Annotated in this window: 10 protein-coding genes and 1 pseudogene; 2 read left to right on the top strand and 9 right to left on the bottom strand. The window is 57.5% G+C overall.

What is annotated here, in order from left to right:
* Positions 1-110: 110 nt before the first annotated feature.
* The 9 genes from rpsG to DN745_RS00955 form a co-directional block, all read right to left on the bottom strand.
* The gene (gene rpsG, locus DN745_RS00990; RefSeq protein WP_111331312.1) at positions 111-581 is read right to left on the bottom strand and encodes a 30S ribosomal protein S7; all 471 of its coding nucleotides are present in this window, start codon (positions 579-581) and stop codon (positions 111-113) included.
* Between the two features lie 78 nt (positions 582-659).
* Positions 660-1,031: a 30S ribosomal protein S12 gene (rpsL, locus tag DN745_RS00985; protein ID WP_111331310.1), complete on the bottom strand. Its 372-nt coding sequence runs from the start codon at positions 1,029-1,031 to the stop codon at positions 660-662.
* 236 nt (positions 1,032-1,267) lie between these two features.
* Complete coding sequence (locus DN745_RS00980) at positions 1,268-2,446, bottom strand: nucleotidyltransferase family protein (protein WP_111331308.1); 1,179 nt, start codon at positions 2,444-2,446, stop codon at positions 1,268-1,270.
* Positions 2,443-2,883, bottom strand: a complete 441-nt coding sequence (locus DN745_RS00975) for a lasso peptide biosynthesis B2 protein (RefSeq protein WP_111331306.1) — start codon at positions 2,881-2,883, stop codon at positions 2,443-2,445. The genes DN745_RS00980 and DN745_RS00975 overlap by 4 nt, the downstream gene beginning before the upstream one ends.
* Positions 2,884-2,931: 48 nt before the next feature.
* Positions 2,932-3,954, bottom strand: coding sequence for a phosphoenolpyruvate carboxykinase (ATP) (locus DN745_RS19490; protein WP_204355063.1), 1,023 nt, complete (start codon positions 3,952-3,954; stop codon positions 2,932-2,934).
* Between the two features lie 17 nt (positions 3,955-3,971).
* Positions 3,972-4,265 carry a PqqD family protein gene (locus DN745_RS00965; protein ID WP_162687378.1) on the bottom strand — a complete coding sequence of 98 codons (294 nt, stop codon included), beginning with the start codon at positions 4,263-4,265 and terminating at the stop codon, positions 3,972-3,974.
* Between the two features lie 199 nt (positions 4,266-4,464).
* Positions 4,465-6,168 (bottom strand): ABC transporter ATP-binding protein, encoded by a 1,704-nt coding sequence (locus tag DN745_RS00960; protein WP_111331302.1) that lies wholly within the window; start codon positions 6,166-6,168, stop codon positions 4,465-4,467.
* Between the two features lie 15 nt (positions 6,169-6,183).
* The gene (locus DN745_RS19120) at positions 6,184-6,339 is read right to left on the bottom strand and encodes a hypothetical protein (protein WP_162687377.1); all 156 of its coding nucleotides are present in this window, start codon (positions 6,337-6,339) and stop codon (positions 6,184-6,186) included.
* 66 nt (positions 6,340-6,405) lie between these two features.
* Positions 6,406-8,385 (bottom strand): asparagine synthase-related protein, encoded by a 1,980-nt coding sequence (locus DN745_RS00955; protein WP_111331300.1) that lies wholly within the window; start codon positions 8,383-8,385, stop codon positions 6,406-6,408.
* A 53-nt stretch (positions 8,386-8,438) separates the two neighbouring features.
* Here DN745_RS00955 and DN745_RS20155 point away from each other — a divergent pair.
* Positions 8,439-9,743 (top strand): annotated as a pseudogene (locus DN745_RS20155) (FG-GAP-like repeat-containing protein); the annotation flags it as partial.
* Between the two features lie 156 nt (positions 9,744-9,899).
* A complete protein-coding gene (locus tag DN745_RS19660) occupies positions 9,900-11,903 on the top strand; it encodes a PKD domain-containing protein (RefSeq protein WP_239497558.1) in 2,004 nt (667 codons plus the stop codon).
* Positions 11,904-11,923 lie beyond the last annotated feature (20 nt).

Genomic DNA, 11,923 nt, shown 5'->3' with positions numbered 1-11,923 from the left:
ACGCAAAAATTCGCCCTTTGGGCCATGCGAACTGACTCCGATTAGGGAGCCCTCATACGACGCGCAGGGCGAATCTTTAGTTGCCAGCACCGGCACTCAATCAGCTGAGCTTACCAGCGATAATGCGCGAAGGCCTTATTAGCGTCGGCCATGCGGTGCATATCTTCTTTCTTACGCACTGCGTTTCCGCGGCGATTCGACGCGTCCATCAGCTCGTTGGTGAGCCGCTCGACCATCGTGTACTCATTGCGTGCGCGTGCCGACTTCACCAGCCAACGCATCGACAGAGCGCGCTGGCGCTCCGAACGAACTTCGACGGGCACCTGGTAGGTGGAACCGCCGACGCGGCGCGAACGAACTTCAACCGCGGGGCGCACGTTCTCGAGCGCGCTGCGGAAGACTTCGATCGGGTCGCTTTCGGTTTTCTCGGCGATGAGATCAAAAGCTTTATAGAGAATGCTCTCGGCGACGTTTTTCTTTCCGTCGCGCATGATCACACTAATGAAACGCGTAACATCCTTATCACCGAACTTGGGATCCGGAAGAACGGGGCGCTTTGCAACGGGTCCTTTTCTTGGCATCGTATCGACTCAACTGTAGTGTGGCGGCCGCAAAAGACGGCCGCCCAAATTAAATTGCACGTATTCGACTCGCGCTAATTAGCGAGGGCGCTTGGTGCCATATTTACTACGGGCCTGACGACGCTCTTGGACGCCGATGGCGTCGAGCGTGCCACGCACGATATGGTAACGAACACCCGGGAGGTCTTTGACTCGACCGCCGCGAATAAGCACCACGCTATGCTCCTGGAGGTTATGACCCTCACCCGGAATATAGCTGGTGACTTCGATCCCGTTGGTCAAACGCACACGCGCGACCTTACGAAGAGCGGAGTTCGGCTTTTTAGGGGTGGTCGTGTACACGCGAGTGCACACCCCACGCTTCTGCGGGCATCCTTTAAGGGCCGGAGCGTCGGTCTTTTTCTTGACTTGTAGACGTCCTTTGCGGACGAGCTGGTTAATCGTTGGCATCTGAATTCTACCTATGAGATTCACATGGAGTGAGCACAGTAACTGGCTCGCGCTATTAAATCATTCGTGCGCCCGGTTCAAGCGTCACTTGTCTTATTGAAGATATAATTGAGCGAAAAAGATAAACTTTCGCGCCCCAAACACCCATCTTCCTATTACCAATCCGCGCACTCGGGCCGAGCGAACTTTAGGAGGCGAGACAATACGTACTTTCGATGAGTTGTCAAGCAAGGGGTTTATCCGAGGATTCGACGCTCGTAGAGCTCCTCCCTTCCAAAGGCCCCAATTCCCTCTAATATCGCAAAATTTACGCGCCCAACCCGGTGGGGACCGAGCAAAACAGGGCTCAGCACGGCGCGCAGGCGGTTGAGCGCGCCGTCCGCCACCGTCATGCTCAGCGCGTCCGCCAGAACACCGGCGATCTGTGTCGTCACTCGCGGATCGCGCCACCAGCGGTCGATCGCGTTGGGCGACGCCATAAAGATATAGCGTCGCTCCATCTCGAGGGCGGACCAGGCCGCCCACGATTTCGCGAATAGATTCGCGTGAGGATCATACAGGCGCGATCGCACGCCCGTGAATCGCTCCAACGCATGCAACCCCCATTGGAGTACGCCGTCGATCTCGTAGCGCCGCGTGAGAGCGCGTACTTCGTCGAGGTCGGCGGTTGATTCGAAGCGATCGATCCAACCCGCGATATCGAGCAGCCCCTTATAGAAGCCGTGGTGCTGATGAAAATGAAAACAAAGTTGCAGCAAGAGTAGTTCGGGCCGAAGCGATCGCGCCGGGAGCGCTCCGCCGTCCAACTCAACCGCGATCGTATCTTCCAACAAGTCGCCGATCGGCGGACTCTTGAGGTGAGGGAAGGCGATGCGCCAATGCAACTCAATCAGGGTCCCGCAATCCTCATGCACCAACAGAAGCTGGTTATATGCCCAGGGCTTCGTCTTGCCGTCGCCGAGGGTGTGGTACCCAATCTCACCGAGGGCCTCGACGATCGGCCCTAGCTGACGCGGATCGATCAGAAGATCCATATCCGTCGTGTTGCGCAGCCGAGCGTCCCCAAAGAGCAGCAAGGAGAGCCCCTCCCCTTTGAGCAGAACAACGGGACTGAACGCCTCGATGATTGGCAGCACGCGGCGAAGCTCCGCCCGATAGAGGGCAAGGCGTGCGATATGCACGAGCCAACTCTGGCGAAACCGGCCGGGAACATCGCGTCCGGTCGACAGAAGATAGCGGTAGAGCACCGGCAAAAATCCCGCGGCATCGGCATCGGTTAATAGGCGCTCATGGGCAATATCACCGGCGCAGAGCGCGCTCCCCTCGACGATTCGCTCGAGCACCAGCGAGGTCGTCGGGCAGTCTTCGGGAAATAGGCGCGTCGACGCCAATTTTTCGTTGCAGGGTGCGTTCAAGCGGCTACCTCGCGGAACGACTCACGATACCCATCGTCCGCATTGTTAAATAGTTCGATTAATCCATCCGGGCTCATCACTTCCAACCACGCGTGCCCTTCGAGCACGCCGCGCTTTCTAAAACCGACCACGATCTCTGAGGCGATCCCGCGGCGAGCGAGCCACACGCGGCCGGCGAGTGCGCGCTGCAGACATTGCGCGCCCGGCACGAGGCGAGAGGCGCGGTGGGCGAGCAGTTCGCTCAAGGCAGCAGTTTCGTTGATGGCCTCCGCCGAGGGCGACGCCACGCACGATCGCGCTGGCCACTGCTGCGCGATCCTCGCAGCCTCGCCGACTAACCGTAGAAGGTCCTCGATGCTGAGAAACTCACTGAGCACGCGTGCGATCGCGACCTCCACGAGCATCTCGGCTTGCGCTATTGGGTGAATCGGCTTCATCAAATCTCCGTGCTAAATCGCTGGCAAATCGCGCCTCGGTGCATTCGATCATTTTGAGGCGAGGCCAACGATCGCCTGATAGAGAGCATCCATATGCGTTGGCTTTCCATCAGCCGATTTCACATAGCGAAAGTGATAGAAAGGATATTCGCGAATCAAACGCGCGGTGTTTCGAAAACGAGCGACCATCCACTCAGGAGTCCCGTGGGATAGGTCGAAGGTCTGCCCCAGAAGATCGGTCAGCGCCTTGCGCTGGGGTGACGTTTCAAGCCCAGGGAGCACATCCCGCTGGCCACCAAGGGTGTCAGGATCGAGCATGACGATCGCCGCGATCGGCACCGCGCTCGCGGCGCCTCGCTCCGCCGGGATGCGAAACCAGCGCTTCGACGCGTCGTGCCGCCATAGACTTCGGTCCTCCTGCGCCTCGGGGAGAGCGCCCTCCCCCTTCCACAGGCGAAGCGTCGGGGCGCCGCCGAGGGCGATGCCGCGGGCGACATCGGCGACGATCAAGTCGTCGGCCAATAGCGTCGCCCCGCGACGCACAAATTCGTAAGCGGTCGTGGATTTTCCGGCGCCCGATCGCCCAATGAATAAGAACGCCTCGCCATTGAGCACGACCGCACTGCCATGCAGGGCGACCGCGTCGGGCATCGAAAAGAGCGCGTATAGCGGCAGGAAGACTCTCTCCATCGCCAGGGAGAAGCGAAAACGCCCGTATTCATCTCCGGCATCCTCGACACGCTTGGGGCCGCTGGGAGGAAGCTCCGCAAAGTCGATGCGTCCCTCGCCGGGGATCAAACGCGTGCGCCAGCGGTCGTATTGAACGCCTACCGCCTCGCCCTCCTGCCAAACATAAAACTTGGGGCCGCCTGGATAATCCTCGACATTGTGAAGGAGCGGCGGGAGATTTTCGTCGATAAACACGCGCAACGAAGCATCGGGCTGCAGACGCAGCACCGGGACCTCGCCGGGCGCAGCCTCAGCCGGCGCCGGACTCAAGGAGAGCCCTGCCGGGCCGTCGATATCGCGCCCAAACGCGCGATAGCGCACCAATCGATCTGTATTTTCCATAAAACTACTGCATGCGCTCAGGCATCGACGCGACTGACGAGTCGTTGCTCGAGTAAATTCGCGATAAAGTCAGCCACATCGGTCGCGGCGCGCTCGCGCTCGACCTCGAAGCGCTCACACACCGAGTCGGCAATCGCAGCCAGGGAATCCCCGGCGTCGATCGCCGCCCAGATATGGCGCGCCACCGCGTTCAGACCGAAATACTCGTTCCCACGCAGATCCAACACCAAAAATTCGTCATCGACCTGCTCGACCACAAGATCCTCGCGGATCGAAAACACAGCGTCGCGTGGAAATAGATTTTCCGTCATCGGAGTCTCCCTCATTTCAGTACCATGAATACGCGCGCGGGCTCAGCGCCGCTCGACGATCCACTCGCCGAGATTCATCGCATATTTCTATGTCTAATAATATCGCCACGATCACACGGATATACAACGCGCGACCGATGCCTGCGATTCCACTTAGGGTAGACACGCTTCGGCGCAGTTCAAACCCGACGCCCATGGATTAGGCAAATTGGGTCTCGGCGACCCGCTCGACGTCAGAAAACGGCGCCAGTATGCCGCGCTCGATCCAGTAGACGGCGTCGGCCTCAAAGCCCGCGGGGACCCGGTGGCCGACGTGGAGGATCGCAACATGCGGGAATTCACGGCGCAGATCGTCGAAGATCGCCCGGCAAAGATCGGCCTCGAGGTCGGCGGCGAGTTGGTCGACGAGGATGATGCGCGGGTTACGGATGAGCGCGCGGGCAAGGCCGATGCGCTTTCGCTGGCCGCCCGACAACTTCACGCCCTTCTCGCCGACCTGGGCGTCGAGGCCGTCGGTCTTGCCGTCGGCAATCGCGTCGACCCGCGCGATGCGCGCGACCCGCTCAACCTCGGCATCGCTCACCTCCCTCAAAGCGCCGAAGCGGATATTATCGGCAATGCTCCCATGGAATAAGAAGACCTCCTGGCCGACATAGCCGATCATGGTGCGCCAGGTCGCTTCTTCGAATTGCGTCAGCGGGCGCCCGGCGTAAGTGATCTGCCCCTCGAGCGGGTCATAGAGGCGCGCGACTAACTTGCCGAGCGTGCTCTTTCCGTTGCCAGAAGCCCCCAGGAGGGCGACGCGCGCGCCGGGCGCGAGTTCGAACGACACATCGCGAAGCACCGGATTACCGGCCTCATATTCAAACGACACATGCTCAAAAGCAAAGGTCGCGGGCGCATCCGGGGTCGAGTCGGGAATGGGCTCGGGCGGGTCGGGGTGCGGCAGTGAATCCTTCACCGCGAAGAGTTCATCGAGCCGGGCGCGCGCGGCCTGCGCGCGGTGCCAGCCAAAGAAGATCCCGGTCGCCCCGCGGATCGGGCCGAGGCTGCGAGACACATAATAATAATAGGCGACCAATGTCCCGACCGAGAGCGCCCCCTCTATCACCATCTGCCCGCCAGCCACCAGGACGCCGAGCAATATGAGCGCGATCGCGAAGTTAAGCAGGGGAAAGAGCATCGCCTGGAAGCGCGCAAGCTCAAGCTGCGCGTCGCGCAGGCCCTCGCCGTCCTTTTGCAATTGCGCCGCGAATTTGCCGCGATCGTCGTAGGTCTTGAGCGACTCAAGACCGTTGAGACCTTCGGTCACGCCGGCGTAGACCTTCCCCTGGTAGGTCGCCACGCGCTTGGTCAGCGGACCGATCTTGTCGCGGAAGACCCAGGCGATCAGAAAGATGATCGGGAAGGCCCCGAGCGCGACCAGGGTCATCATGGGCTCAAGATAGAGCAAGGCGACCATGGTCACCGCGCTGCCGACGAGCAGCTCGACGATGGCGGGAAATACACCTGTATATAAGTTGCGCAGGGAATAGGTGTCGTATTGCACCCGGGCGATCAGGTCGCCAGCCTGCTGCGCGCCGTGGCGCGCCATGGGGAGATTGACGAGGTGCTCGAAGGTACGGCTGCGGAGTTTTAGCCAGAAGTCGGCGGCGAGTTTTTCGGCGGACCAACGCGCGGCGAAACGGAAGAAGGACGCCAGGGCGAAGGCGGCGGCGCTGAGGCCGGCGTATAGCCACAACAGGTCCAGCTCACCGCCCCCGATGGCCTCGTCAATGATCAGCTTGAAGAGGAAGGGGGTGGTGAGCTGGGCCAGGATCGACAGCGATTGGAAGATCGCTGAGGGGAGGAATGGGGTGTGTTTTGGCAGGGCGGTTGAGGCGGTTAGTTCTGAATGTTTCACGAAAGCGTAGCCCGGTTAATCACCCGGATTATTCCCACGGTCCGCAGGAGTGCTGCCGTCGACTTCGTTACCGCTGGTGCCACGAATAATTGCTGCAAGTGTACTATGATAAGTTAGTTGAGGTTTTTTATAAATTAGCTTTCGACTGATTTTGTTTTTAGCTTTTTTCATTTCCATCTCCAAATTACGGGCTGATCATTCCAACTTCACGCACTGTGAAGTTCCGCTCCAACTTTGTCAACTGACTCGACGGCACCATAACTCTCCTGCAATCGTTCTCCAAAGAATCATTTCTGCAGCAGTCTGGCGCTTCCCCTGATGAGACCAACAGAAACTCCGATACGCCGCAAATGTGTCCAAAAAAACTTTCGGCTCTATTAATTGGTTATCTGCAAGGGCTGACTCCCCCGAGAACAATGCCTCGATCCGCGTATACTCGCGACCGCCTACGCCTGATTCGACAAACTTTGAAAAGACGCCTCCTTTGGGTCGCAGGCGAATAGACTCAGGCACATAATTTCGCGCGATGTCACGCAGTAGAGATTTCTGAAGCGTGGCACTTTTATGCAGCGAATGTGGCTTTCTCCCCAGAACAACCTTCACGAAATCCGCCCGGAGATATGGTAGATGATGTGACCTGCCCAAATACAATGATTTCCGGCGAAACCCTCGAATTACCAACTCCCATAGATGACGTGATAAAAATGATTGCTCAGGCTTTACATCTCTAATATTTGAATTTGACGGATTGACAGTTCCCGTAGCCTCAAAAGACACCCAACGTTCTGGGTTGTGCCAAGGATTAGCTTGTCGTCCGAAAAAGGAATCGGATTTATCTCGTAGAATCCGGAGTGGCTTTGCAGCGGACGTTCTCCCGAGCAGATGACTTGCGATTCGTTTGGTCCCGAACCGACGATGAGCTTTTGTAAGACGCACATCGAAACTCACATCCGATGAATTCAATAATGACTTCAGAATGCGGTTCTCATTAACTACAAAAAGTTGATCGGCGCCAACCCCCCAGAATACGGATCTGGAGGAGTCTTCTTTGAGCGCTCGATGTATGAAAGTTGTTTCGTAATCCTCACCCGGATGAAAACTTGGGCCTAACTCGGGATATCTCGTAAAAACTTCGGGGTCACGCATTGGCCATTTATCTTCAACATTTACCGTCGCAACAGAATGGCCGATGTGTTCTTGGAGGTGATTGACCCAATAACTCTCGTCGACGGTCGGAAACGAGGGGAAGCCCATGGTCGCCGCATCTACCCGATTATCGCCTAAGCCGAGCCTTTGCTGTTGCTCAATCTGCAATGAAAGAAGAAGCGTAGAGTCAACGCCGCCGCTGACAAGAGTAAGGGGAAAATACTTGGCTTCAAAATAATCGCCAACAATATTTTTAAGTCTGCTCAATAGAACATCAGCAAGTTGCTCTCTATCATCAAAACGCTGAGATTCATTATTAAAATGCCAATATCGTTCTATTCGAGGTGGTTGTTTATAAGGTCGCCAGTGCCAGGACTCGCCTGGATGAAGCCGGGAGATTTCTTCAAAAAAATCGTCACGTCGACAATCTGACTTGTTTAGTAGAAATTTTCGAAGCCTGTTCAGATTAATGTCACGCGATTTTGGATATAAGTGCTGAATTAATGCCACCGATGTCGAAAACACACCGAATTCGGAATTCTGAGACGATTCGCGCGAATAAAAAGTCGGCACCATGCCGATGCGATCTCGAAAAAAACAAAGTTCTTGTTCGTGCTCCCGCCAAATCATACCAGCCCAAACACTATCCGTATGTTTAATGGCCCCAAACCCCCAGCACTCAATGGCTGCACGCATAATATCTGCGTCATCCATCGAAGGTGTTGCGGATAGCGCCCGGCGTAGTTCCAGCAACGTGGTCCGCTCGGCGACCCACGCGGTCCATCCGCCATGGACCTTTGTCCAGCCACAACTAAGACCTGCCGGCGTGCTCCGCGCCAGAATTAAATCGAAGCTTACCCCACCCGATTGAATATGGTGTACGGACCACTCATCGGAGGCTGAGATTGCCGCGACGGCGTCTAATGGCCTCTCTCTTTGCACTTGCTCTCGAAATATGACACCTATATCCACGGCAGACTCGCTTTGAGTGAGGGGTATTGCGGGAAAAATTTCATTCCACCTTGCTCTTGTGCCATAATTCAGAAAAAGATGCGATCCTGATTGACCCATCTTACACTCAGAATATTGACCAAAATAAATGCTGTTAAGTCAGCGAGGGAGTTATGTTTATGCATTGCATTGCCAGAAAAAATGGTCGCGCACAGCGTGGATTATCACTATTGGCCCTAGCGGCATCCATTATCGCGTCCAGCGCCGCGTGTGGTAGTGACGATTCGTCGACCGCGGAGATTCAATCCGCTTCGGCCGCACTTGTTGAATCGAAAGATTTAAAAGAGCAAGTAGTGCCCACGCCCAAAGAGTCCAGTCCCGCCCCAGCCCAGGCGGGGTTCATGGACAAATTCGACATCACCCACGCCTCGGCGAGAGCGACGTCGCTGGCGCTTAACGCCAATATCGAATTTTTGGCCGACGGTACGCTCGCCCTCTCATCCATCCCTTCTTTTGGCGTCGACGGTGTCGCCAAACCCGAGGTCTCACCCTATACACTTGGCAACCCGCTATTTGGCCGCGAGGGCAACGTCCGCGACTTAAAAACGCCTGAGGTCCAATTCGACTCCACGAGCGTTCGATATAATTACGCGGAGGCGAATTTTACGGCGATTTACGAGCGCCGCCCTCAGGGCATCAAGCAAGCATATAAAGTAAGGAAGTCCCCCGAAGGCAAAGGCCTGCTAATTCTCAAATACAACGCTCCGGAGGGATTTATGCACTCGCTGGATGTGTCAACAAATACCATTCAAATCGACAAGGATGGCAAGACACGCTTTCAATTACGTGATCTTGTCGTCTACGACGCCGAATCTCGTCGACTGCCGGCAGACTTTTTCGTTGAAGACGATCAATTTGGATACGCCATCGATGATAGCGATGCCGTGTATCCGCTTGATATTGACCCACTTCTGAATAGCCCTGAAACAATAGTGGATGGTGAAAACCCTAACAGCCAATTTGGTTATATCGTCAACCAAGCCGGCGACCTCAATAATGATGGTTTCGATGATGTTGTGATCGGAGAGCCAAAGTTTGCGAATGGCGAGACTAAAGAAGGGCGTATTATAATCTTTCTCGGGTCTGCCACAGGACTCTCATCAACTGCTTCAATCGCTATTGAGTCTGATCTAATTAATGGCGAAATGGGAACATCGATTGAGTCTTTAGGTGACATTAATGGAGACAACTTTGCTGACGTAGCAGTGAGTGCGCCTTTTTCAAATGGGCTGACGGGAAAAGTATTTGTATTTGGCGGCCAGGATACGACGGCTATTGTAGACCCTGCGCTAAATCCTGTGCCAGTTTATACAGTACAAGGCAATCTTAGTGACCAACTTGGCGCGTCTCTCGCAAGCGGAGACGTAAACTGTGATGGACTAACCGACCTTGTTGTTGGCGCTCGGGGTAGAAACAGCGGCCGTGGAAGTATCGTCGCTTATTATGGTGATGGGACTAGCTTTTCGGCTGCCTCCGATTGGAGCGTTGACGCCCCTGTTGGCGTAATCTATTTTGCTTTCGACTTGGCTGTTGGGAACTTAAATGGCGACGCCAACCTGTGTGATGATATTGCTGTGTCTGCTCCTTATTGGAACAGTCAATTCGCAAACAACTCTGGTCAAATAAAAGTATATCTTGGCGATACCGCTGGCCCCTCCACCACGGAAGATTGGAAATTCGAAGGAAGCCAAGCCAGCAGCTTCCACGGCCTATCCCTAACCATCGACGACTTCAACGGCGACGGCGTCGACGATCTCGTCTTCGGCGCAAACCTCTTCGACTCGCCCACCCAAAACGACGTCGGCCGCGTGTACGTATTTTACGGCGATGCCGCAGGCTTCCCCGGTGATAGCGCTATTATTAATGGTTTTACGGCTAACGAGCGCTTCGGCTCCTTCGTTAGCTCTGCGGGCGACCTCAACGCAGACGGCTACGCCGATCTTCTCGTCGGCGCCTTCAAGCATACCGACAACCTCAACGAACAAGGCGCGGCATACCTCTTCCCCGGCACCGCAGCAGGACTGCTTCAGACGCCGAGTTGGACCGGCAAAGGCACCCAGGCTGGTTCAGGATTCGGTCGCAGCGTCAGCGGCGCCGGCGACGTCAATGGTGATGGCTACGATGACTTCCTCGTTGGCGCCTATCTTGCCGACGTCGACGACGGCAGCGGTGGAACGCTCACTGATGCAGGCCAGGTCTTCTTCTACCTCGGCGGACCCACCTGCTTTGCCGACGGCGAGTTCCACCAGGACGGCGACGTCAACCCCAATAATAGCTGCCAGGTGTGCGACACCTCCGGCGGTAGCATCGACGGTTGGATGAACGTCGACGACGCCCTGGCGAAATCCTGCGACGACGGCAACCTCTGCACCGAGAACGACGTCTGCGTCGCTGGCGCGTGTGTCGGAACCGTCAAAGATTGCGCCCTTGACCCGGCGCAGGCGTGTACGATTGGCGTTTGTGACCCGACCGACGGCGTGTGCAAGACCGAAGGTCTGCCGACGACCACTCAGTGTGAGCCGGCGGCGTGTGTGTCGGAGACCGAGGCCGTGGCCGCGGGCTTCTGCGACGGTGACCCCAGCAACGACGGAAGCGGCGTGTGCCTGGTGCCGACCACCGTCGATTGCGCGCCCTTCAAATGTGACGCTGGCACGTGCCGCACCAGTTGCACCCGGGATAACCAGTGCGCCGCCGGCGCCTGGTGCGACAGCGACACCAACCTGTGCAGCACGGCTAACCGCGCGCCGACCGCCGACGCTGGCGCCGACCAGATCGCGACCATGGGCAGCACCGTGACGCTCGACGGCACCGCCAGTAGCGACCCCGACGGAGACACGCTCACCTATGCGTGGACTCAAACCAGCGGCGAGCCGGTGACCTTCGTCGACGCGACTTCGGCGACGCCGGAGTTCGACGTGCCGAACTCGGCCAACGACCAGGACGTGCTGGAATTCCAACTCGTCGTAAACGACGGCACCGTGGACAGCGCCCCGAGTGACACCAGTGTCCTCGTCACGGCGCGCCCGAACACCAAGCCGTCGGCCGTTATCACCGGCCCGACGACCGCCGAGGCCGGTGAGATGATCACCTTGAGCGCGGCGGACAGCTCCGACCCCGAAGGCGACAACTTGCTCTACACCTGGAGCCTGGTCTCCGGCGAGCCGGCCCCCGATCTTGGGGACGCCAGCGCACAGGACTACGAGCTGACCTTCCCGACCGACGTCACCTCGCCGACCACCTACACCTTCTTGTTGGTGGTTAACGACGGCCGCGTAAATAGCAACCCCGCCACGCACAACGTGCGCGTGACGCCGGCTGAGGTCAGCGAAGACGTGGGCCCGGAGACCGACGCCGGACCGGACGCCGGCCCCGACGCTGAAAGCGACGCGGGCGTGGACGCCGGTGATGATGCAGGCGTGGACGCCGGAGACGTGAACGAGCTTGGCGGCGACCTCGCCGGCTCGGGCTGCTCCTGCAGCAGCGGTGCCGAAGGGCAACCGCTGACGCCCGGCATGCTGTTCGGTGCGATGGCCCTCGGCGGACTCGCCCTGGCGCGCCGCCGTCGTTGGATGAACTAATCCAACCGGCTTGACCTGAA

Origin of the sequence: Bradymonas sediminis (assembly GCF_003258315.1) — a bacterium.
GTDB lineage: Bacteria > Myxococcota_A > Bradymonadia > Bradymonadales > Bradymonadaceae > Bradymonas > Bradymonas sediminis.
The sequence above is the reverse complement of the archived record's forward strand: the minus strand, read 5'-3'. Positions and strand labels throughout refer to the sequence as shown.

Excerpts from the sequence above, each read along its gene's own strand:
- rpsG (WP_111331312.1), bottom strand. The coding sequence starts at position 581 with ATGCCAAGAAAAGGACCCGTTGCAAAGCGCCCCGTTCTTCCGGATCCC.
- rpsL (WP_111331310.1), bottom strand. The coding sequence starts at position 1,031 with ATGCCAACGATTAACCAGCTCGTCCGCAAAGGACGTCTACAAGTCAAG.
- DN745_RS00975 (WP_111331306.1), bottom strand. The coding sequence starts at position 2,883 with ATGAAGCCGATTCACCCAATAGCGCAAGCCGAGATGCTCGTGGAGGTC.
- DN745_RS19490 (WP_204355063.1), bottom strand. The coding sequence starts at position 3,954 with ATGGAAAATACAGATCGATTGGTGCGCTATCGCGCGTTTGGGCGCGAT.
- DN745_RS00965 (WP_162687378.1), bottom strand. The coding sequence starts at position 4,265 with ATGACGGAAAATCTATTTCCACGCGACGCTGTGTTTTCGATCCGCGAG.
- DN745_RS19120 (WP_162687377.1), bottom strand. The coding sequence starts at position 6,339 with ATGAAAAAAGCTAAAAACAAAATCAGTCGAAAGCTAATTTATAAAAAA.
- DN745_RS00955 (WP_111331300.1), bottom strand. The coding sequence starts at position 8,385 with ATGGGTCAATCAGGATCGCATCTTTTTCTGAATTATGGCACAAGAGCA.